General features: G+C 44.6%; 18 protein-coding genes and 1 rRNA gene. 8 read left to right on the top strand and 11 right to left on the bottom strand.

Features of this window, described 5'->3' with window-relative positions; genetic code table 11:
* The first annotated feature begins 6 nt into the window (after positions 1 to 6).
* The 5 genes from ABDW33_RS22065 to ABDW33_RS22045 all read left to right on the top strand — a co-directional run bounded on the left by ABDW33_RS22065 (position 7) and on the right by ABDW33_RS22045 (position 5,413).
* Positions 7 to 1,206, top strand: a complete 1,200-nt coding sequence (locus tag ABDW33_RS22065) for a nucleotide disphospho-sugar-binding domain-containing protein (RefSeq protein ID WP_343692270.1) — start codon at positions 7 to 9, stop codon at positions 1,204 to 1,206.
* On the top strand, positions 1,203 to 2,474 hold the full coding sequence (locus tag ABDW33_RS22060) for a hypothetical protein (protein ID WP_343692269.1): 1,272 nt from the start codon (positions 1,203 to 1,205) through the stop codon (positions 2,472 to 2,474). The genes ABDW33_RS22065 and ABDW33_RS22060 overlap by 4 nt, the downstream gene beginning before the upstream one ends.
* On the top strand, positions 2,471 to 3,781 hold the full coding sequence (locus ABDW33_RS22055) for a condensation domain-containing protein (RefSeq protein WP_343692268.1): 1,311 nt from the start codon (positions 2,471 to 2,473) through the stop codon (positions 3,779 to 3,781). The genes ABDW33_RS22060 and ABDW33_RS22055 overlap by 4 nt, the downstream gene beginning before the upstream one ends.
* On the top strand, positions 3,741 to 4,229 hold the full coding sequence (locus tag ABDW33_RS22050; protein WP_343692267.1) for a hypothetical protein: 489 nt from the start codon (positions 3,741 to 3,743) through the stop codon (positions 4,227 to 4,229). The genes ABDW33_RS22055 and ABDW33_RS22050 overlap by 41 nt, the downstream gene beginning before the upstream one ends.
* Before the next feature lie 74 nt (positions 4,230 to 4,303).
* A complete protein-coding gene (locus tag ABDW33_RS22045) occupies positions 4,304 to 5,413 on the top strand; it encodes a hypothetical protein (RefSeq protein ID WP_343692266.1) in 1,110 nt (369 codons plus the stop codon).
* 63 nt (positions 5,414 to 5,476) lie between these two features.
* Here the strand turns inward: ABDW33_RS22045 and ABDW33_RS22040 are convergent, their stop codons facing one another.
* Genes ABDW33_RS22040 through ABDW33_RS22025 form a run of 4 tightly spaced genes read right to left on the bottom strand, consistent with a single transcriptional unit; the run spans position 5,477 to position 7,649 of the window.
* Positions 5,477 to 6,091 carry a response regulator transcription factor gene (locus ABDW33_RS22040; RefSeq protein ID WP_343692265.1) on the bottom strand — a complete coding sequence of 205 codons (615 nt, stop codon included), beginning with the start codon at positions 6,089 to 6,091 and terminating at the stop codon, positions 5,477 to 5,479.
* Positions 6,092 to 6,123: 32 nt separating this feature from the next.
* The gene (locus tag ABDW33_RS22035) at positions 6,124 to 7,281 is read right to left on the bottom strand and encodes a lanthionine synthetase C family protein (protein ID WP_343692264.1); all 1,158 of its coding nucleotides are present in this window, start codon (positions 7,279 to 7,281) and stop codon (positions 6,124 to 6,126) included.
* Between the two features lie 53 nt (positions 7,282 to 7,334).
* Positions 7,335 to 7,496 (bottom strand): class I lanthipeptide, encoded by a 162-nt coding sequence (locus ABDW33_RS22030; protein ID WP_343692263.1) that lies wholly within the window; start codon positions 7,494 to 7,496, stop codon positions 7,335 to 7,337.
* A 21-nt stretch (positions 7,497 to 7,517) separates the two neighbouring features.
* Positions 7,518 to 7,649, bottom strand: a complete 132-nt coding sequence (locus ABDW33_RS22025; protein WP_343692262.1) for a hypothetical protein — start codon at positions 7,647 to 7,649, stop codon at positions 7,518 to 7,520.
* Between the two features lie 150 nt (positions 7,650 to 7,799).
* On the opposite strand from ABDW33_RS22025, the gene ABDW33_RS22020 reads away from it, so the two are divergent.
* A complete protein-coding gene (locus ABDW33_RS22020; protein WP_343692261.1) occupies positions 7,800 to 10,808 on the top strand; it encodes a lantibiotic dehydratase in 3,009 nt (1,002 codons plus the stop codon).
* 78 nt (positions 10,809 to 10,886) lie between these two features.
* Here the strand turns inward: ABDW33_RS22020 and ABDW33_RS22015 are convergent, their stop codons facing one another.
* From ABDW33_RS22015 to ABDW33_RS21990, 6 genes are all read right to left on the bottom strand, one after another.
* Positions 10,887 to 12,197, bottom strand: coding sequence for an ectonucleotide pyrophosphatase/phosphodiesterase (locus ABDW33_RS22015; RefSeq protein WP_343692260.1), 1,311 nt, complete (start codon positions 12,195 to 12,197; stop codon positions 10,887 to 10,889).
* A 587-nt stretch (positions 12,198 to 12,784) separates the two neighbouring features.
* The gene (mnmE, locus tag ABDW33_RS22010) at positions 12,785 to 14,173 is read right to left on the bottom strand and encodes a tRNA uridine-5-carboxymethylaminomethyl(34) synthesis GTPase MnmE (protein WP_343692259.1); all 1,389 of its coding nucleotides are present in this window, start codon (positions 14,171 to 14,173) and stop codon (positions 12,785 to 12,787) included.
* Between the two features lie 98 nt (positions 14,174 to 14,271).
* Complete coding sequence (locus tag ABDW33_RS22005; protein WP_343692258.1) at positions 14,272 to 15,108, bottom strand: TonB family protein; 837 nt, start codon at positions 15,106 to 15,108, stop codon at positions 14,272 to 14,274.
* 45 nt (positions 15,109 to 15,153) lie between these two features.
* Positions 15,154 to 15,753, bottom strand: a complete 600-nt coding sequence (locus tag ABDW33_RS22000; protein WP_343692257.1) for a biopolymer transporter ExbD — start codon at positions 15,751 to 15,753, stop codon at positions 15,154 to 15,156.
* 67 nt (positions 15,754 to 15,820) lie between these two features.
* Positions 15,821 to 16,483, bottom strand: a complete 663-nt coding sequence (locus tag ABDW33_RS21995; RefSeq protein WP_343692256.1) for a biopolymer transporter ExbD — start codon at positions 16,481 to 16,483, stop codon at positions 15,821 to 15,823.
* A 66-nt stretch (positions 16,484 to 16,549) separates the two neighbouring features.
* Positions 16,550 to 17,413 (bottom strand): MotA/TolQ/ExbB proton channel family protein, encoded by an 864-nt coding sequence (locus ABDW33_RS21990; protein WP_343692255.1) that lies wholly within the window; start codon positions 17,411 to 17,413, stop codon positions 16,550 to 16,552.
* Between the two features lie 766 nt (positions 17,414 to 18,179).
* On the opposite strand from ABDW33_RS21990, the gene ABDW33_RS21985 reads away from it, so the two are divergent.
* Positions 18,180 to 20,750: a zinc-dependent metalloprotease gene (locus ABDW33_RS21985; protein ID WP_343692254.1), complete on the top strand. Its 2,571-nt coding sequence runs from the start codon at positions 18,180 to 18,182 to the stop codon at positions 20,748 to 20,750.
* 84 nt (positions 20,751 to 20,834) lie between these two features.
* Complete coding sequence (locus ABDW33_RS21980) at positions 20,835 to 21,881, top strand: LacI family DNA-binding transcriptional regulator (protein ID WP_343692253.1); 1,047 nt, start codon at positions 20,835 to 20,837, stop codon at positions 21,879 to 21,881.
* Positions 21,882 to 21,923: 42 nt separating this feature from the next.
* On the opposite strand, the gene rrf is transcribed toward ABDW33_RS21980, so the two are convergent.
* A 5S ribosomal RNA gene (rrf, locus tag ABDW33_RS21975) occupies positions 21,924 to 22,012 on the bottom strand; the annotation flags it as partial.

Raw genomic sequence — 22,012 nt, 5'->3', positions numbered from 1 at the left:
TATCCTATGTCTAAATTCATGTTTGTAGTACCACCCTTCTTCGGGCACATCAGTCCCACCCTCAGCGTAGGCAGCAGCCTGATTGCCAAAGGACATGAAGTGATATGGGTAGGATTAAAAGAACTCCCTCCCGAGCATATACCTGCCGGAGGAAAATTTATAGTACCACATGCAGAACTGGCGGAATACCAGACAGCCATTCATCATATCTTACAAAAACAGGATGAAGGGCCGAAACTATCAGGTGTGGAAACCTTAAAACTGGCGCTGGAAGAGACGTACCTACCCTTCTGCAGGATCATGATCAACGGCGTAAACAGGGTCGCAGATGATTTTCAGCCGGATGTGATTGTGAGTGATTGTATCACCTTTGCAGGAGCAATTTGTGCTTATCAAAAAGATATTCCCTGTGTAACTACTACTCCCGTACCACCTGATGTAACAGCAGATAGTATGCAGTCACCAAAGATCTTTGAGTGGCAACAGAACCTGATCAGGGGGCTGCATCACGAGATGGGGATTTATTCAGGCGAGTTTGCCATTCATTCCAGGGAAATGAATATTGTGTTCACCTCCGAAGAGTTTTCAGGGTGTAAGCAACCGTTGCCACATATGCGTTTTGTGGGTCCTGTAAAGGGCAGACCGAATAACACACCTTTTGACTGGGAGCGTTTATCCAGTGCTACCGGTCCGAAAGTGTTCGTATCACTCGGCACATTGCTGGTTGATATCAGGAAAGAGTTTTTTGCTAAACTGATAGAAGCATTTGCCAATGAGCCACTGACCATAGTAGCAGCGACAGACCCTGCCATCTTCCCTGAATGGCCGGACAATTTCATTGTACAGGGTTATGTACCACAAACCCAACTGATGCCACATATGGATGCGGTAATCTGTCACGGTGGGTTCAATACAGTGAACGATGCTTTCCTGAATGGATTGCCCATGCTTATTACCCCCATTGCATATGATCATTTTCATACGGCATCACTCATTGAAAATGCAGGCTGTGGTATCAAACTGCGCTACAAACGGCTACGGGTAAATGATCTGCGGGCAGCTATGTGGGAAGTATTACAAAATGATATGTACAGGAAAGGCGCACAACATATCAGAGATACATTCATTCAGGCCGGAGGAAACGATAAAGCCGTAGAACTCTTAGAAACTTTTGCACAACGCACTAAAGCAAGGTTAACTGCATGAAAAGAAAATTACTTTTCCCAGAAAGGCTGATGTTGGGAGATGGCAACACACCTTTCAATGTCGTATCTACCATCCGCATCAAAGGTAGTATTTCAGAAGAGAACCTGTTACATGCCCTGGCTTGTATTCAGGCGAAACACCCTTTGCTAAGGGCCAGTATCATTGACGATCATTATGTAGTGCAGGATGCACCGGGCCCTATTCCCCTGAAGCTCCTTGATGACGCAGACTGGCAAGCGGTCACTTTATCAGAACTGGCCCTGCCTTTTGATGTGACGAATGCACCATTGGCAAGACTGACCTGGATCCGGTCAGGTGTTTACGCTGACCTGATCCTTTCCCTGCATCACTGTCTGTGCGACGGCGGTGGCCGTTGGGCGTTGATCAAAGAGATCATTGCCTTGCTGGATAACCCCGCCAAAGATATCGGGCTGCATCGCTCGCTACTAACACTGGAGGATATTATACCAGCTGCACAACGTAAAGGGTGGCCATTATTCAAAGCGAAGTTTACCGGTCGTATTATTAAGTACGGTTCTTTGTTACTCAGCTCACTGGTGGCGGCGAAAGGGAAATCAAAAACCACCCGGGAAAAGGATTACTTACTGCACTGGAAACTGGATACTTCCATGACTGCGGCGCTGGTACGTCAATGCAGTGCTATGGGCGTGACGGTGAACACAGCGCTCTGTGTAGCACTCACCAGCGCCTTCAGGAAAGTAAAAGGCCTCCAGGGCACGGCCAAGGTAACCTGCCCGGTAGACATCCGGAAGTATGTACCAGCCATTACCAAAGACACCATCTTTGCAGTAGGCCTTTCTATAACACTTGAAATTGGAGATGAACAGACCCAACCTTTCTGGACAAAAGTGCAGCTCCTGCAACCCATTGCTACCGACAAACAGCGGCGACTGAATACCTCCATGCTACACGCCCTGGAATACGCACATGCAGCCATTCCACACATGATCCGGTTCCTGACATATGGGAAGCTCAATTATAACCTGATGTTTTCCAATATGGGTAAACTGGATATTGAAGAGCATTGGAATTCCTTTGATATCGAAACGGTGTTTAGTCCGGCAGTGATTGGACCTTTCGCTAATCCAAACACTATCCTGACCTGTACATTTAAAGGGCAGATGGACTTCGTGTTTATTTCCAATGAGGACTTTTTACCTGAATGCGATGCTCTGGCTATCAGGGATACTTTTATGAAAATATTAAAAGAAGTGCTGCCCAGCACCACACCAATTTTAACCGCATGAACAGAAAACTAACTGTTGGGGAGCGAGTGATGTATGTATCCAAAGAGGCACCCGTAAATTGCATTTTCCCTGTCAAAATAATCGGCCGGATCAATCAGGAAAGACTGCAACAGGCCCTGCTGAAGTTGCAGCATAAACACCCGCTTTTGAGAGTTGTAATCAGGGAAGATGAAAAGGGTGCACCTTACTACGTGACGGATACACAAATTCCTCCGATCCCCGTTGATATACGTGAACGCTATACAAATGACGATTGGCAACAGGTAAGCGTAGATGAGTGGTACCGCCCGTTTGAGGTAACCAAAGGTCCACTGGCCAGGGTAGTCTGGCTAAGATCAGCTGCGGTTTCAGAGTTATTATTAGTTTGTCCACATTGTATATGTGACGGGAGTTCTATCCTCACATTATTGCGCGAGTTATTGATGACATTGGACAATCCTTCGCTGGATCTGACACCTTATGATTCTTTTGATTCAATTGAAGCGTTATTGCCCGCTTCTTTGCTGCATAATAAAAAATTCAGGCTGCGTGGACTCGTGTTTGGGAAAATAGCCCAGGTGGTACTGTGGTTTAAGACACGGGGATTAAAGCCTGTGATAAGCCGGGGGTATTTATTACACTGGAAATTGAGCCAGGAGTTAAGCAATGCATTGATACACCGTTGTAAAGAGGAAGGTACCTCACTCTTCGCCGCCATTTCAGTTGCATTCCTGGAGGCTTTCAGACAAGTCAGACCATCGGCAGCGCATAATAAGCTCATTTGTCCGGTAGACATCCGGCGATTTATACCTGAGATCGCACACGATGAATTGTTTGCCTTTGCGCCTATCGTAGAATTGTCTGCTGATACCAGTGCTTTGACAGACTTCTGGTCCAAGACACGGAGTTTTAAAAATGATCTGATGGGGAAGATTGATAAGATCAATATTCACGAACTGTTATATATGGGAGAACATTTCCATAGCTCTCTCCCGCGAATGGTGACCTTTCTCAAGACAACGGATGGCACCCATGATGTGACGCTGTCTAATATGGGGAAGTTACAATTGCCCGAAAAGTTTGACACCTTCGAAGTGGAAACGGTGTATAGCCCGAGTGCCGGTTTCCCATGGCGTAATCCAAATACATTAGTCGCTTCTACCTACAGGGGACTGCTGGACTTTACATTTATTTCCAACGAGGCTTTCCTTCCTGAGAATGATGCCCGGACCATACAAATGAAGGTAATATCTATACTTCAGGAGAAAAGCCGCATAAAACAAACTTATGGCGTCGAGAGACAAAATGCTAAAGATCTTCACACGTAGGCAGTTATATATTTACTTCTTTATCAACCTGCTGATTAATGCGATTGTACCTTATTTCGGATTTGAGGACAGGCATGCGGTCAGCTTATTTCACGGGGCGCATTCCATGGCGCGTTTCCTGATTCCAATGTCGTTCTTTGTTCCTTTTGGGATCACGTTCGACATATTAAAGAAATGCATAAACTTTTCAGAGAAAAATGGATTAGGTCCTTTTATACCGGTGGGTTATCCACAGACACCATTTATGCTAAAACTGGCCGGGGTGAATGCATTGGCGACGGGTATCCTGGTGGTGGGCGTCATGTGGACGGTACATGTGAATATGCCTGTGGGATACAGTTTTGAGGGAGGATGGCTGGCCCTGATATCGGGCGGTATAGCTGGTGGACTGGCCATTCTATTTACCTGGCTGCCGCTATATGTGGTGAAAAAACTGCCGTCTGCGTAATATTACATAATTTAGTGACAGTGATGCCCGTTATTAACCCGATAGCGGTCGTTGCTATCATTAAATTCACATGGATGAAAAGGTTTCTAGCATTTTTCATGCTCCTGCTCCCCATAGCACTGAGCGCACAGACAAAACTTTCCGCTAATATAGCAGAGGATTTTTCCAACAGGGTAGCTGAGCGCTATCAGCAAAAGAATCACCAGGCCGAGCTTTTCATTGCGGACCAGCTTTCCAAGAGCGGTACCGGCGGATTGGATATTGATAAGACTATGACCGATCTGAAAAGTGATCCGGCAGCATTGGATGAATCCCTGAAGTTTTTGTATCAGTATAACGACTGTAACCGTCAGACCCTGATCGCCTATTTCCGTGAGATGGGGGTGCTGAGTGGCAGTGTTTATCCGCTGGCCACCTATACGGTGAATAAGTATAAGAATGAGAGCAAGACGTTGATCGAAGAAAAAGCGACGATCATTAAGATGGGAGCTATGCCGGTAGCGGCGGCTACGCCACAACCTATTCCGGCTAAAAAACCGGCGTCTGCAAAAAAAGTTTCTTCTGAAGAAGAAGCCACGTCTGTATCTTATGATAATACCCCTACTGCAGCATCGGCAGGGGTAAAAGAACCCGGAGATTCAACTGCGGTGGCGACTATAGCCGGCGGTGATGATTATAACTGGGATGTACGTACCCTGTTTAAACTCCGTACACCGCAGGAACTGGAAAACCTGTACGGTAAAGAGAATGTAGTGTATCGCGGTACGACTGACCTGGCAGGGAATGATGCAGGTAATGCGTATTTTGTATTTCCTGATACGGACAATGAAATGCAGGTGATCTTTGACGGTGATAAAGGAACAACAATTACATTTACCAAGCCCCATTCGAAGTGGAAATCTCCATTTGGAATTAAAGTAGGTGATCCTTTGGATAAGGTGGTAAAAGTGAATGGCCGTGATTTCAAGATCAATGGTTTTGAGTGGACAGATGGCGGAATTGTAAATAGCTGGGAAGGAGGCTCCATTGCGGGGAAAGGCGTGTTAGTGTTGTTCAAGGCGAATAACTCAGGTGACCCGGGTATGTATGACAAGGTGACGGGAGATAAGAAAGTGAAGACGGATATGGGTGTATTGAAAAAACTGGAAGTGGTAGTGGATAAGATAGAATTCAAAAGTAATTAATATAGAATTTAAGCACTTATTAGTATAAAAAAAGCGTTTGCCAAAGGAAGGCAAACGCTTTTTTTATACTAATAAGTTGTTATCAACTGCGTACTTTATCAACATAGCGGTATTCTTTACTTCAAGTTTAGCCAGCAGGTTCTTCCGGTGGCTATTTACAGTATCTGCACTAATGAATAACTTCTCCGCTATTTCAGGGTTTGTATTTCCTTCGGCGATCAGGAACAATACCTCTTTCTCTCTTCGTGTCAGGTGGTGTTTTTTATGACTCTCCTCTCCCAGCAACTGGTTCACGCCCGGTGAGAAGTAGGTTCCGCCATTATGCACAGTGTAAATTGCTTCGAGTAGTTCCTCCCTGTCTGCATCTTTCATTACATATCCACTTGCACCATGGGCTATCATATTGGTAATGTACTTCACATCTCTACAGGAGCTCAGTGCCAGTACCTGCACCTGTGGATGTTCTACTTTTATAGCAGCACATAGATCCACCCCATCAATATCAGGCAGGCATACATCTGTCAAAATTACGTCAATAGCATGTGCTGAAAGAAATGACAGGCAGGTGGTACCATTGCGGGCTTGTCCTGCGACGATCATGTCGGGTACACTTTTTAGCAATGCACGCAGCCCTTCCAGGATCAATGGATGATTATCCACAAAAAACAGGCGGATCATGGGTTTCTCAATTATATGTAATTTACTAATTTCTAGGAGAGCAGGATACACCTATCCCAGGCTGGGTCCGTATCCTTATCTATAGCAGCAATCAGGGCCAGTCCTACGCCTGCTATGCCTTCAAGCAAACCTTCCTTCATTTCATATTTTCCATCCACATAAAATCCCAAACCGGCCGGACTTTCATAAAAATCAATTGTGTGTTGTAACCATTTCTCGGCTCCCTGCCGGAAGAGTGGCTCCTGTGTCTGCAAATACGCCCTGTTGAAGATATGGGCAATACCAGCACTTCCGTGGCAAATGCAGGTGTCGTGCACCATGCCATTTTTAATATCTCTGTTCTGTACGCTATGCGTGAGAATGTCGCAGGCTTTGTCTGTATAACCACCCTGCAACAGGGTCATGGCCACAGGCAGATCTCCATAGCACCAGCCCATACGGCTATGGCTGGCAGTTAATGCTACGCCGGCGTTGTTAACAACCGTAGGATATAATGAGGGAAAGCCAGGGGGATTACTCACAGAGAGCATCCAGTCGAGCCCTTTTTCTACCAGGTTGCCGGTATCAATACCTTTTGCTTTTATCCTTGACAAGACGCCAATAATTGCCGGCATACCATGCGCCAGGCCCAAATTATAACAAGGCTCATCCGGCAACGTTGGTACCGTATCCCGGGCGAAGTGATCTTCCCAGCTGATGCCCCCGGGAAGATCGGTAGCAGCAGTTTCCAGTGCCTTCACGGCCTGCGTTAAACAGGGAGAAGGTGTTTCCTTTTCTAAAAAATATAACGCGATTCCCAGCCCTTCGTGCAGGAAATCGTATTGTTTACTATTCAGGTCTGCGATCATCTGGTTGCCCAGCAGCACGTCCACTTCAGCAAAAATATCCTCCATATCGCCATCTACAAATCCCTGATTCATGAGGTGCTGCACACACCAAACCATACCCGCAATACCATTGCAATGTGTGGGTAACAATGAAGTGGTTGCCATGGCATCTATACTGCTGAGTACAAGCTCATGAACTTTGTTCAGGTATTTTTCTTTTCCGGTGAGTTGGTAGTAGTAAGCGTAGAATAATGCACAGCCTGTATGCCCGCCCAGTAGTCCGGGCTGATGGTTTGTTTTGAGGAGTTGGTCCAGCTGTTGGCTGATGTCTTTCAGAATATGGGTTACTCTCTTCTCGTACATGACCGTAAGCTACGAAAAGGGACTCACTTTCCGGCAAGCCCCTTTTCCAATACTCAATATCTGCAGGAGTCAATACTGCATATCGAGTTTATCTGACTGGCATTATTGGTACATACCGCAAATGATACAGTAACTGCTTTTACTTGTTTGGCGCCTTGCAGGGAAGCGATTTTCACTTTGTCCAGGCTCAATTTTTTGGTGGATTGCTTTTTCATAAATAGTATTTTGAGAGTGAATTAAACTGTCGGCGTGCATTTTCTATAACTGCAGCCGGTGACGAGCGTAGGTTTCTCTTCAACGTGTTGGGCCTTCAGGTTCGCAATGCGGATCTTGCCGAGGGAGAGCTTTTTAGCATTTTGCTTTTTCATGGTTAATAGAATTTATTTTAAGTTAAACAGAAATTATCCGGAGGCCCGGTGATTTTGACAACTTATTGTCCAGTTGCCAAAATTTCCCCCTTTCAGGGTATCTTGCACGCAAGACATTAATGTTATCTTACTATACTTAGCCCATCCTATATGATCACCGTTAAGGATTTTTACTTAGTACGCACACCTTTACAGTCTATTCAGTTCTTAGATCAGTTTGAGCAGATTGATATGGCCGGATTACCTGCCAGACTGAAGTCGCTTTTTCAGGATCCGGCTATGCAGGAGGCAATCTATATCGCATCGCCTGAATTGTACCAGGAGCTGATGAAGTGGTTGCAGGGTGGTACGGGTAGTGAGAAGATGTGTATGGCGCTATACAGGTATGTACTAAGAATGAGTACCCGCTGTACGCCCTATGGATTATTTGCCGGGTGTGCTACCGGTCACTTTTCCCTGGCAACGACGATTGAATTAGGCACCCGGCATAAAAAACATTGCCGGCTGGATATGAACTATGTAGCAGAACTGGCAGCGATGATCACACAATTGCCAGAGGTAAAGGTGCAATTGCGTTATTTCCCTAACAATTCTATTTACCCGGTAGCGGATACTTTCCGTTATGCCGGGTTCACCGTAAAGAATAAATTCAGGAACTATGAGCTGGCAGCAGTAAGCAGGAGTCCTTACCTGGAAACATTGCTTTCTGTGGCTGCCGGTGGTGCTACGATTGGTCAGCTTTGTGCTGCGATTGTAAATGACGAGATCACGGAAGATGAGGCGCGGGAGTTTATTGATGAACTGATTGTAAACCAACTTGTGGTAAGTGAGCTGGAGCCGACAGTGACCGGGGAAGAATTCTTCACTTACTTATTGTCAAGGCTATGTACCCTGTCGGGTACAACAGCTATAGTAGCGACGCTCCGGGAAATTCAACAATTATTATCGGACCCTGTCACCGGCGTGGATAAGTACCTGCGTACTCATGCTTTGGTACAGGAATTATTGCCTGATACAAAGAGTAAAGATCTTGTGCAGACAGACCTGTTTCTGGATGCTACGCAGAACACTATTAGCCATCAGTTGATAAAAGACTTGCAGGACCAGGTATTGCCATTGTGGAAAATAGCCAGTACGAATACGAATACGGATATGACCAATTTCATTAATCGCTTCAGGGAGCGGTATGAAGACGAGGAAGTATCGCTGGCACTGGCGCTGGATAATGAAGCAGGCATAGGCTATGGAAATAGTCAGTCAGATCATACACCATTGATCGATGACCTGGTGATCAACAATAATGAGGAACAGACAACCCTGCAATGGAGTAAACTTCGCAGTTTTCAGCTGGAGAAATTACACCAGTGCATGCAACAGGGAAAGTCTGAATTAGCGTTGACGGATGCAGATTTAGAGAGTTTGAAAAACCCCGTACCAGTAATATTGCCCTCCAGTATGTACCTGATGGGAAGCCTGCATGGCAGCAGCGGGGAAGCTATTGATGACGGGGAGTATTTATTTGAGTTCAATGGATTTAGTGGTCCTTCTTCTGCTAACTTATTAGGTAGATTTTGTCATGGCGATGCGCAGTTATTAGCGCATGTAAAAGCGTGTTTACGGGAAGAAGAGCAACAAGATCCAGATGTGATCTATGCAGAGGTTGTGCACCTGCCGGAGGCGAGAACAGGAAATATCCTGCTGCGTCCCCAGTTGAGAGAATATGAAATAGTCTATCTGGGAAATGGTAGTGTACCGGTGGAAAAACAATTCCCCATTACAGATCTGATGGTCAGTGTGCGTCAGAATAAAATCATCTTACGTTCAAGGCGATATAATAAACGAGTGATACCCAGACTTAGTACGGCACATAACTTTACCCGAAACAGTCTGCCAGTCTACCATTTTCTTTGTGATCTGCAATCACATATGGTAACCGGGTGGCAATGGCATTTGCCGGTACAACCCACCTTTCTACCAAGAGTGAGTTATAAAAAGATCGTCCTTGCAAAAGCTACCTGGCATTTAAAGAAAACGGATACATTAGACACATTGCATTTACCCCGGTATATCACTATCATGGAAGGCGATAATGAGCTGTACATAGATATGAAAAACGAGGTGAGTGTGAAACTGTTACAGACCATGCTGGAAAAGAAAGAAAAGCTGACTGTACAGGAGGTAATTGGTACCCCTGATCAATGTTGGATCAAGGGGGTAACCGGCCGTTTTACGAATGAGGTGATCATTCCATTTGCCAATAAGGTAACGGCGACTCCTCTAGTGGAGGCTACCGAATCAGGACTTGTTCGTAGGTTTATGACGGGTAGTGAATGGTTATATATCAAACTATATGGAGGTAGTAAGACCTCAGAAGATGTGCTGACTTCAGTAGTAGCGCCACTGATCGCACAGATAGAGGCTGCGCAGCTGGCAGATAAATGGTTCTTCATACGGTACAATGACCCACACCATCACATTCGTTTACGTTTTCATAATAACAGAGATCCTGCTTACTGGCACCAGATCATGCATCTGCTCTATGAACAAATCAGCCAATATCAAAAACAGGAGTTAATATATAAAATACAGACGGATACATATGTGCGGGAGATTGAGCGGTATGGAGCCGCGACAATGGAATTCAGTGAGCAGGTGTTTCATGCAGACAGTAAAGCGGTTTTAAATTGCATTTGCCAGCTGGAAGGTGAAGAAGGAGAGCGGTATAGGTGGCTACTGGGAGCCAGAGGTGTAGATGTGTTACTGCAGGACTTTGGATATGATCTGGCCAGAAGAGCGACTATCATGAAAGCCATCAGGGATGGGTTCTTTCAGGAATTCGGTGGTTCGCAGGATTTGCAGACACAGCTTAATAGTAAATACAGACAAGAAATGCGGCAGTTAAGTAGTTACCTGGATCCGCAGCAGGATAGGGATAATGGTATTGAGGGATTATTTGATGAACGATCTGCTTTTATCAGGGCGATGGTACCAGCGGGTATTAATGCTGACTATTTACTGCCTAGTTATATCCACATGTTTTTGAACAGGATTTTATTAACAGGGCAACGTAAGCATGAGTTGGTGTTGTATCACTTCCTGAGTAAGTATTATGACTCACAGTTGGCGATACAGAAAAAAACGAGGTTGCCTCAAGCGTAATTCGAAAACGTTTCATACGAAATTTCGTTTCATTGGGTATGTGCATATTATTTACGCGGGGAGACAACCTCGGTGTAATCATTTTAAAACGCCTGCCGGTACTCTTCCTTCTACAGCACCTAAGTCAAGTTTTAATAACGCTGCAATGACTGGGGCAACATCAATCACATTCATTTCCTTTATACGTCCGCCCTGTTTAATACCAGCACCATAAGCCACAAACCCTGTCTGAATTTCTTTAAAATCAGGGTAATAACCATGCGTACCTCCTTTAGCCGCTTTCACGACTTCACCTTTCTTTGCTCCGCCGATGGTTACATGTCCTAAAGCAGCTATTGCCATCGCTGCATCTGGATCAGCCCCTATTTTATCCAGCTGGGAATGGTCTAATATTCTGAACATCTTCTGCTGATCAGCAGGCAAAGCTTTCAGTATGGTAATTACTTTATCAACAGTCGCTATATCATTTTTATCATCGAGGTGCAGGAATGCGGAACCTCCACATGCATGGAACTGTGCCTTGATGCCGTTTTTAGCCAGCAATACATTTGGGTTAAAGGACTTTTCAATATTCACAAAACCGTGGTCACCGGTTACGATAATTGTCGTGCTATCTTTAATCCCTGCTCTTTGTACAGCTTCGAGGATGGTAGCAATTGCTCTGTCAGCACCGGATACTGATTTCCTTACGAGATAACCATCACGCCCGATCTGGTGCTCGTAGTGATCCGTACATGGTAAGTGCAGGGTAATAAATGCCGGTTTGTACTGCCGGATCAGGTAACCACTTATTCTGGCAATGTTCTCATCGAAGATCAGCTCTCCATTGTTCATCGCCCAATCATATGGCTGCATCTTACCAGTAGCGCTATCCTGCACTTCCTGCCATAAGTTAGCAGGATTTGCATTTTCGGCAACCGCTACCCTTCTGTCATTATTCTTACCCAGTGGCCATACATCTGGTATGTTATAGTCGATTGGTGCATGCACTGATACGGGCCAGATGACACTGGCAGATTTTTTACCTGCTTTATGGACAGCATCCCACAAGCTGGGAACCTTTAATGAATCGTAATAGAAGTACCAGACGCCGGTAGCACCCTTGGTATCATAAGGAGTGTTGTAATAAATACCGTGTTTCATTGGCGTAACGCCAGTGATGAGAGAGGTGTGATTTGGATAGGTGACAGTTGGGAATACGCTGTTTACACCATCGGCATAGGTACCGCTATCTTTCATCATACGCAGGTTCACCATTCCCCAGGAAGCGTCCTGATAAAAGTCTGGCCGGAAGCCGTCGATAGTGATTAAGATGACATGAGCTGCCTGTTGGGCGTAGGTTGTGAAGGTGAGCATGAGTAATGCTGAGACGAGTAATATTCTTTTCATAATCGAGCGTTTCTTTGTATAAATAACAGCCCGATCATGAGGGTACCGCCAGCTTACGGCGGTAATTCATAATTACTTAACAATAGATAACTTTCAAGTCCTTTGCAATAGAGATATACAATTCCACTATCTTTCCCTTTAATGATACCGTTTATATAGATGATTGGCTCTCTGCTTTCCGGATATTAACAAAAATGAAAATAAAAGAAGTATGTATTTCTGTGTAAGCTTCAAATTAAAAAAATAACCTGATGCACTATTGTGATAGCCCTCCGGGCAAAAGAATGTAGATAGGAATAAGATTGCCATTACTTCTAATCAATTAACCGTTACTAAAAGCAAAGCTCGTTGTTGAAGTCTGGTATATCTGGGCTATCATCCTTCCAACATTAAAAATTTCCATGTCCTCTTCTGAGATATGCTTTTGGAGTAGTTCGATCTGACCATCTTCTTCGTAAAAATAGATTTTGCGTTTCTTCTCATATATAATTGGGCATCCAGTCTCCTTTATTTCATGGATATAACTGTTAAGTAAACTTCTGCTGATAAAGGGGACGCTAATACAATACGCTGTTCAGGTAAGCGAGTTACTTCCCGATACAGAACTTGCTAAAGATGAAGTCCAGCTGGTCTTCATTGGTAATTTGTCCGGTGATCTCACCGAGGAAGTGAAGGCATCTCCTGATGTCGAGAGACAGCAGGTCGCCGGGGAGTTGATTATCCAATCCATTTTTTACATCGATTAGTGATTTCATTACTTCCTGCAGGGCTGCATGGTGGCGGGCGTTGGTAACAATTGTGGCTTCCGTGTTGATATCTCCACTCATCACTTTATGTACCAGCTTATTTTTCAGCTCTTCGATATGTTCATGTTGACGGGCAGAGATGTACAGTATATCTTCTATACCGGCAAATTTCGCTTTGTTGGCTTCCAGTCCGGCGATATCTGTTTTGTTTCCAACCAGCAGATAGTTGATATTGTCTTTTTTGAAGGCATTGACTTGTTCCTGCAGGTCTTCCACGGTGGTCTGGTTTACATCAAACATATAAAGTACCACCCCTGCTTCTCTGATCTTCTCCATGGTCTTTTGGACCCCGATGCTTTCGATGGTATCATTACTTTCGCGGATACCGGCAGTATCTATAAGTCTGAAGAGGATACCCTGTATATTAAGGACTTCCTCGATGGTATCGCGGGTAGTACCGGCTATGTCGCTTACGATAGCCCGGTTTTCATTGAGCAGGGTATTGAGCAGGGTAGATTTACCGGCATTAGGTTTTCCTACGATGGCCGTGTTCACACCATTTTTAATGACGTTGCCCATCTGGAAAGAGTCTGCCAGGTGTTTAACAACCGTCATCGCTTCACTGATGAGTTTATAGAACTGGGTACGATCTGCAAACTCTACATCTTCCTGGCTGAAGTCCAGCTCCAGTTCAATAAGTGCGGAGAAACTGATCAGTTGTTCTCTCAATGCAAATAGTTCTTTTGAGAAACCACCTCTCATCTGCTGCATAGCTGTTTGATGGCTGGCGGCGGAGTTGCTGGCGATCAGGTCAGCGACAGATTCTGCCTGCGTGAGGTCAAGCTTTCCATTAAGGAAGGCGCGCATGGTATATTCTCCGGGTTTGGCCATTCTGGCGCCGGCACGAATACAGGCGTCAATGATTTGTTGCTGGATATAGGGAGAGCCATGACAGGAGATCTCGGCGATGTTTTCACCGGTATAAGAGTGGGGAGCTTTATAAAGTCCTACCACTACTTCATCGATGATACGTCCGTTTTCCACAATGCGACCGAAGTGGAGGGTATGGCTAGCCTGTTTATGCAGGTCTTTGGCAGGGAAGAGCTGGTTGCAGATCTCTATGGCATTGGTTCCATTGAGGCGCAGAACAGCAATAGCGCCTATACCGGCGGCGGTAGCGGGAGCTATAATAGTATCATCGTATCCAGTAAGATTATTCCCAAGCATCATAATACATTTGCAAATCAGACAGCAATATACCAATAAATAAAAGCACCCTGTCATGGCGAGGCCTTGACAGGGTGTTTTCTATAAAGCGTACGTTAGTACTACTCTTGCAGTGTGAAGCGGATAGGCAGGTTGAACTGAACTGATACCTGACGGCCGTTCTGTTTACCAGCTTTCCATTTAGGCATGATTTTCACCACGCGGATAGCTTCTTCTTCAAGACCGCCACCTTTCGCAGCACCTACAGTTTTCACATCTTTGATGTTACCTTCTGAGTCAACTACGAATTGTACGAATACAGTACCTGAGATTGCATTTTCCTGCGCTACGCGAGGGTAGTGGATATTCTTGCTCAGGAACTTCGCCAGTGCTTCTTCACCACCTGGGAAGGTAGGAGGCTGTTCTACGAATGTGAAGATCTCTTCTTTAGCCGGAGCTGGAGGAGCTTCTACCACACCAGTACCTTTACTGTCTTCCAGCAATCCTGGGTCGATACCATTAGGATCACCTTCAACTGTTTTAGTACTTACAGCTTTATCTTTCAGGTCCTCTTGCTTAGGTGGCACCTCATCTGGTGGCACTTCGTTATCTTTTTTGATAACAGGAGGAGTGAACTGCACTGATGGCTTCACCGGTGGTGGTGGAGCTGGTGGTGGTGGAGGTGGAGGAGGTGTTTTTGGATCGTCTGGGATCTTTACGTCCTCCATCTTGAGTGTTTCGATAACGGGCTTAGTGGGATGTTCCCTCTCAGCCTTCACTATCGCTGTATTGATAGCGTAACCTCCGATGACAAGCAACATCAGTGCTGCGCTACCGATGAGGGCATTGCGCACCCTTTTGTTGTATTGTCTTCTAAGGTCATAAGCTCCATATTCCTTATTCCTGTTCTCAAACAGGATGTCCAGAAAGTCGGAGTTTAAGATTTTAGCGGTATCCATTGTTTCAATTTTTAAGATGGATGCAAAAGTTAGTTAGTTCCTTAATTACTGGTTGCCGCCACCACCGCCGTTAGCAGCTTCTGTCTGATGGATCCAGGTTTTATCCTGGTCGCTGATGTCGACAGTTGCGTAACGTTGAATACGGTTGATAGCCATTTCATCCAGGATGTCTACAAAGTTCTTATACTTGGCATCATCATCTGCCTTGATAATCACTACAACATCTTCAGGTTCGCCTTTTGCATTTCTCATTTTTGCAACCTCATCCCGCTTTCTGATAATTACATCACGAATGCCGTCTTTGTTAGCAAAGGTGGTCGCTTTGAAAAAATCAGGATTAGCAGAAGCGTTAGGGTCCTGTGCTAAACCTTCGTAATAGTATACCTGATTGTTTTTTCCAAGCAATATAGTGAGGGCTGTACTTTCTTTAACCTTGTTCTGCTCCTCTTCATTTTTTGTATCCTTCGGCATGATCAAGTCCATTGTTTTGGGCTTGCTCATGGTAGTAGTCAACATGAAGAAAGTGATCAAGAGAAAGCCGAGGTCCACCATCGGAGTCATGTCTACGCGTGTAGAATGCTTCTTAGATTTCGTACCCTGGTGTTTCTTCCCACCGCCACTACTGCTGGTATCCATTTCTGCCATAGTAGCTCTTTTTTTTAGTTTTCAAAAGCAACTCAGCGCCTCAACGCTGCCTGCCGTTTACTTCTTACTATTCTTCTTTCTTGTCACCGCCTTGTGCACGAGCTAAAGCAGCAGCAGATCCTGGAGGTGGTGCCTCAAGGTTAGTCACCAGATTCAGCTTCTGAATGCCCTTCTTTTTGAAGGTATCCAGCACGTCCTTAATCTTAGGATAAGGGGTGGCATTGTCGGCTTTAATACAATACTGCAACCTCGGATTACCGCCCTGTGCAGATCTTGCATACTCAATCCATACTGCTACCTCATTGTTAGCGGAGTCAGTAGGGATACCTGTTTCGAGACCGGATTTCTTACGATCAGCCGCTTTCAGAGCCAGGTAACCTTTGAGATTCTTTATTTCAGTACCAACACTGGAACCGATAATGAAGTTGTTCATCTCATTGGCATCAAGATTCAAATGATACTGGGTATTCAGGTCTTCGATCAGTTTCTGACGCTTCGGCTGGCCATCCATACTAAAGAATACCCTTCCTTTGTCGTCAATTGTTAACATGATTACGTCAGAATCAGGTAACAGTTTGGTGTTGATTGAAGACGGAGTTACCACAGTTACCGGTTCATCCGGCTTAAATTTAGTCGCCAGCATGAAGAACGTGAGCAGCAGGAAAGCCACATCACACATCGCGGTCATATCAACCAGCGTGCTCTTCCTAGCCATTTTAACTTTTGGCATCTTTACTCCTTTTTGGTTTACTTATAAGATTCAAAACCGCGTGTTTTCCACACAAATAATTAAAAATTATTTGTGGTTAGCAGCGAAGCTCTGTGTTAAAGTAAAGCCAGACTCGTCGATAGCGTAAGTGATGCTATCAATATTAGTAGTAAAGTAGTTGTACATGATGATCGCAACTGCAGAAGTAGAGATACCCAGCGCGGTGTTGATCAACGCCTCAGAGATACCACCTGCCAGTTTACCAGAATCTGGTGCACCTGCTGCAGACATCGCAGAGAAGGATTTGATCATACCCAATACTGTACCGAACAGACCTAAGAGGGTAGCTACTGAAGCGATAGTGGACAGGAACACCAGGTTCTTTTCCATCATTGGCAGTTCCAGAGAAGTAGTTTCTTCGATCTCCTGCTTGATAGCACTGATCTTCTGCTCAGTATCCAGCTCGGTGTTAGTGATCATTTCTTTGTACTTCTTCAGACCAGCTTTCAGTACGTTACCAACAGAACCTTTCTGTTTGTCGCACTCAGCCAGCGCTGCGTCAACGTTTTTATTAGCCAGGTGATATTGAACTTTTCTTACCAGCTCAGCACCGCTAAATTTACCTTTCGCTCTGGAGATATAGAGGAAACGTTCGATTACGAAAGTGATACAAATCAGTAATACAGAGATCAGGATAGGTACGATCACACCACCCTCGTAAACTGTACCAAACCATTTACCTAAACCCTCTTCAACTGGTTTTGCACCTTCGCCGGTAATACCACCCTGGAAGTTGTTAGGATTACCTAATACAAACATGTAGAAAAGAATACCTATTACGATACAAACAGGCACAGCAAGCATTGCAAACGTGTTGTTTGATTTCTTAGGTTGATGAGATGAATTCGCTTTGGCAGAAGCTGCAGTCACAGTTGTTTTAGTCTCAGCCATGTTGATTGAATTTTAGTGTTAAAGATTAAACTATTGTTTTTTTGTTATTTCTGCAATGTTAAATACGTGATTCGCAAAGTTATACGGTTGACTTAAAAAAACAAGTGCAGCTCAAAAAATCTCACAAAATTTAACCTCCCTCCCCAAAAGCCCGCCTGTAGCAGACTTCAATGCATTCTGATTTTTATTTGAGCAACACTTAATTTGTTTAAATACAATCTAAATCAAAGAATGGATCATTCCCCTTAAGAAATACTATCCCTGGAACCTGAAATTTATTGATTTTTTTCAAAGTTGGACGCACAATTTAAGAAATATTTTAAATGTTCCAACAGAAATTTTATCTCATTTCTATTACTAATTCCCGCTACCAATCACACTTTGCGTCAATTTGCCTGAATTGATGGTTATCTTGCCGCTATGCATTTTCAGCTATTCACATATAGCTTGCGTAACACTCTCCGATTCTCATAAGCGTATCCAATTGATGAAAGACTCTGCGAACGTGGATATCACTGAATCCTAATCATAGCCTAATATAAATATAAAAGCTACCATATCAATAAATTTATTCATAATCTCCGGATTCACCCTATCACTTTAACATACCTTTATATAAATCTACCCCACATAGAGCAGAACTTCCACTCCTAAAGGTATTAAAGCGCTTATGGATTTCCCGCATAAGTTACTGCTTAATATGTTTATTTGCAACTTACTTTCTAAAAAAACACTTAAATCAAGAACAACTACTTAATAACTATCAATGAATAAACGCTTTATCCGCTCATCTGCGGCTATCTTTTTCAGTTCTTTCCTGTTGATTGCAGCGACTTTCAGCTCCTCGTCAGCCCAAAGAAAGAAGAAACATGAAGGTAACACCACAACGACCGATTCTACCGCCCGCCCCCCTCTGCCTGCTAAAAGTGGTCCAAAGACCGCTCCAAAAAAGTTCAGTGATGTGATCACAGGCAGCGCCAGGAAGGATTCCGGACTGTTCATTATCTATAAACAAGACGATAAAATCTTTGTAGAAATACCAGATTCCCTCCTGGGAAGAGATATTCTCGTGGTAAACCGTATTTCCAAATCCGCCGCTGGCCTCCGTTCTTCCGTTTCTATGTATGGTTATGGCGGTGATGAGATCGGAGAAAACGTAATCCGATTCGATAAAGGTCCAAATGACAGGATATTTCTTAAAAGCATCTCCTATACCGAGATTTCAAAAGATTCTACTCAGCCAATGTTCCGCGCTGTGATGAATTCCAATATCCAACCTATTGCAGCATCTTTTGATATTAAAGCATTCTCTGATAGTTCACACGGCAGTATCATTGACTTCACAGATTTCATTCAGGGAGATAATGACATCCTCTTTTTTGATCCCCGTATCAAGTCTGCCCTCAAACTAGGAGGCCTGCAACAGGATAAGTCATATATCGTGGATGTAAAGTCCTACCCTATTAATACGGAGATAAAAACAGTCAAAACCTACTCTAAATCCGGTGGTGGCCAAGGTCCGCAGGCCGGCCCCCAGGGTGGTAATGCCACCCTGGAACTGAATAGTTCTATTATTCTACTGCCTGCCACCCCAATGAAGAGCAGATACTTTGATCCACGCGTAGGTTACTTTACTACCTCTGTTACGGACTTTGACGCCGATCCTCAAGGTGTTAAAAGATTGTCCATGATCACCCGCTGGCGCCTGGAGCCCAAGCCGGAAGACAGGGAAAAATATAACCGTGGGGAACTCGTGGAACCCGCGAAACCCATCATATTCTACATAGACCCCGCCACCCCTAAAAAATGGGTGCCGTACCTGATCCTGGGTGTGAATGATTGGCAGAGTGCCTTTGAACAGGCTGGCTTTAAAAATGCAATCATCGCTAAAATAGCCCCTACCCCGGCAGAAGATTCTACCTGGAGCCTGGAAGATGCCCGTTTCTCGGCAATTGTTTACAAGCCCTCTGATGTTCCTAACGCAAGTGGGCCGCATGTGCACGATCCCCGCTCCGGTGAAATTCTTGAAAGCCACATCAACTGGTATCACAACGTTATGCGCCTGCTGCGTAACTGGTACTTTGTGCAATGTGCCCCCAATGATCCAAGAGCCCGCAAAATGGAATTCGATGACCAGTTAATGGGAGAACTGATTCGTTTTGTATCCTCTCACGAAGTAGGACATACCCTGGGCCTTCGTCATAACTTTGGATCCAGCTCTGCATACCCTGTGGAAAAACTGAGAGACAAAGAATGGGTAAAGGCTAACGGTCACGCCCCCTCTATCATGGATTATGCGCGTTTTAACTACGTTGCACAACCCGGAGATGGCATTACCGGTGCTGATCTTTATCCACGTATTAACTTCTACGATAAGTGGGCCATCGAATGGGGATATCGCCAGATTCCCGGTGTGACTGATCCTACAGCAGAAGAACCTATTCTGAATAAATGGACGATCGAAAAACTGAAGGATAAGAAATACTGGTTCGGTACTGAAATGAACCCTGACGACCCGAGATCTCAGAATGAAGATCTGGGAGACAATGCCATGAAAGCAAGTGAATACGGTATCAAGAATCTGCAACGCATCATGCCCAACCTCCTTACATGGACCAGCACTCCGAATGAAGGTTACGCCAACCTCACTGAGTTGTATAAAGAGGTCAATACACAGTTCGGCAGATACATGGGCCATGTAGCAAAGAACATTGGTGGTATATATGAAACCCCTAAAACTGTTGAACAGGAAGGTGGTGTATATGCAGCTGTTCCCAAAGCCCTGCAGCAGGAAGCCGTTCAGTTCCTGCAACAGCAACTCTTCACGACTCCTAAATGGTTGCTGAATAAAGAGATCCTCAGTCGCACAGGCAATAACGCCACTACCATCATTAGCGCACGTCAGAATCCAATTCTTCAGCGAATCATGAGTGCAGGTACATTGACAAAACTGATCAACGCAGAAGCTAATGAAGGCAATAACACTTATACCGCTGTCGCCCTGTTAGCCGATCTGAAAAAAGGAATCTTTAGTGAGTTGACCTCACATCAGGCCATCGATGTGTTCCGCAGGAATCTGCAAAAGAATTATGTGGATAACCTGATAGACCTGATCAGTGAGCCTTCGGCTGATGCAGCACCTGCAATGATGATGATGATCAGTGCAAACAGTAGTATGTCTGCCACGCCTGCCGATGTAAGCAGCATTGCCCGCGCACAACTGGTATCATTGAAAGGAGAGGTGAAAGCAGCAGCAGCAACGGCTGGTGATAATATGAGTCGTTACCACCTGAATGATCTGTACGAAAAAATCAATCAGGCATTAGATCCTAAATAATAGCGCATGCTATCGATAGCAAAAAACGCTTTCTGCCAGTAGCAGAAAGCGTTTTTTTTGAGTTGCAGCATTTGAATTATATTTATGTCACTGAACCTCAAAAAAGTGAAAGAACGCACGTCAAAAGTCACCATTTACGACATAGCTAAAGCGCTGAATCTATCGGCTTCCACGGTCTCCAGGGCACTTCAAAACAATACCCTGATCAATCAGGAGACACGTGAAAAAGTACGACAGACTGCCACTGATATGGGCTATGTCCCCAACTGGATCGCATCCAGTCTTCGAAAGAAACGCTCCAACATTCTTGGGCTGATCGTTCCACGTACCTCTATGTATTTCCAAAGCACCGCTATCAGCGGCATCCAGCATGAAGCACATAAATATGGCTTCAGCATTGTGATTGGTCAATCTGATGATACGGTAGCGATGGAAAAAGAACTGGTGCAAACCTTTTACTCCTTAAGAGTAGATGGATTACTGGCAGTTTCTTCAATGTTTACCACAACATTTGAACATTTCAATCCTTTCATTAAGAACAACATTCCACTGGTATTCTATGACCGCGTGCCGTCTGATTTTAATGGTTATACAATTACCGGAGATGACTTCAGAGGAGGATACCTGGCTACGGAACACCTGATTAAACAGGGATGTAAACGTATTGCCCATTTCTCGGGGATTCTGACCTGTAACCTGTATCAGCAAAGACTAGGTGGTTACAAAGCTGCCCTGGCCCAATATGGACTTCCCTTCGATGAATCACTGGTACATGTACATAACCTGACCACAGATGCCGCCATTGCAGCCTCCAGACAGTTATTATCACAGGAAGTACTGCCCGATGGATTATTCTCTACCAACGACACATCTGCTATTGCTTTCATACAGGAAGCAAGGCATTTTAATATTCAGATTCCGGAACAGATTAAGGTGGTAGGTTATTCAAACGATCAGTCATCCCGTATCATATCTCCTTCGTTAAGTACGATAGAGCAATCTGGTTACTCAATGGGGCAAAAAGCTGTAGAGACATTAGTGCAGTTGATCAATCAGGATGAGACAGTGAAGATTACACAGAATTATGTATTTCCTGTTGAATTAATAGAACGGGCTTCCAGCAAGGTATAAAACGAAAAAAGCCTCTGATTCATATCAGAGGCTTTCTAATAAATATGGCAGCTACCTACTCTCCCGCATGATAGTGCAGTACCATCGGCCATAAGGGGCTTAACTTCTCTGTTCGGAATGGGAAGAGGTGA

The sequence above is a fragment of the Chitinophaga sp. genome, from assembly GCF_039596155.1.
GTDB lineage: Bacteria > Bacteroidota > Bacteroidia > Chitinophagales > Chitinophagaceae > Chitinophaga.
The sequence above is the reverse complement of the archived record's forward strand: the minus strand, read 5'-3'. Positions and strand labels throughout refer to the sequence as shown.

Bases quoted from the DNA above. Each gene is read 5' to 3' on its own strand.
- ABDW33_RS22035 (WP_343692264.1), bottom strand. From the start codon at position 7,281: ATGTACGAGAAGAGAGTAACCCATATTCTGAAAGACATCAGCCAACAG.
- ABDW33_RS22000 (WP_343692257.1), bottom strand. From the start codon at position 15,753: ATGGCAGAAATGGATACCAGCAGTAGTGGCGGTGGGAAGAAACACCAG.
- ABDW33_RS22060 (WP_343692269.1), top strand. From the start codon at position 1,203: ATGAAAAGAAAATTACTTTTCCCAGAAAGGCTGATGTTGGGAGATGGC.
- ABDW33_RS21980 (WP_343692253.1), top strand. From the start codon at position 20,835: ATGTCACTGAACCTCAAAAAAGTGAAAGAACGCACGTCAAAAGTCACC.
- ABDW33_RS22030 (WP_343692263.1), bottom strand. From the start codon at position 7,496: ATGAAAAAGCAATCCACCAAAAAATTGAGCCTGGACAAAGTGAAAATC.
- mnmE (WP_343692259.1), bottom strand. From the start codon at position 14,173: ATGATGCTTGGGAATAATCTTACTGGATACGATGATACTATTATAGCT.
- ABDW33_RS22025 (WP_343692262.1), bottom strand. From the start codon at position 7,649: ATGAAAAAGCAAAATGCTAAAAAGCTCTCCCTCGGCAAGATCCGCATT.
- ABDW33_RS22020 (WP_343692261.1), top strand. From the start codon at position 7,800: ATGATCACCGTTAAGGATTTTTACTTAGTACGCACACCTTTACAGTCT.
- ABDW33_RS22050 (WP_343692267.1), top strand. From the start codon at position 3,741: ATGGCGTCGAGAGACAAAATGCTAAAGATCTTCACACGTAGGCAGTTA.
- ABDW33_RS21985 (WP_343692254.1), top strand. From the start codon at position 18,180: ATGAATAAACGCTTTATCCGCTCATCTGCGGCTATCTTTTTCAGTTCT.
- ABDW33_RS21995 (WP_343692256.1), bottom strand. From the start codon at position 16,483: ATGCCAAAAGTTAAAATGGCTAGGAAGAGCACGCTGGTTGATATGACC.
- ABDW33_RS22040 (WP_343692265.1), bottom strand. From the start codon at position 6,091: ATGATCCGCCTGTTTTTTGTGGATAATCATCCATTGATCCTGGAAGGG.
- ABDW33_RS22005 (WP_343692258.1), bottom strand. From the start codon at position 15,108: ATGGATACCGCTAAAATCTTAAACTCCGACTTTCTGGACATCCTGTTT.
- ABDW33_RS22065 (WP_343692270.1), top strand. From the start codon at position 7: ATGTCTAAATTCATGTTTGTAGTACCACCCTTCTTCGGGCACATCAGT.
- ABDW33_RS21990 (WP_343692255.1), bottom strand. From the start codon at position 17,413: ATGGCTGAGACTAAAACAACTGTGACTGCAGCTTCTGCCAAAGCGAAT.
- ABDW33_RS22015 (WP_343692260.1), bottom strand. From the start codon at position 12,197: ATGAAAAGAATATTACTCGTCTCAGCATTACTCATGCTCACCTTCACA.
- ABDW33_RS22045 (WP_343692266.1), top strand. From the start codon at position 4,304: ATGAAAAGGTTTCTAGCATTTTTCATGCTCCTGCTCCCCATAGCACTG.
- ABDW33_RS22055 (WP_343692268.1), top strand. From the start codon at position 2,471: ATGAACAGAAAACTAACTGTTGGGGAGCGAGTGATGTATGTATCCAAA.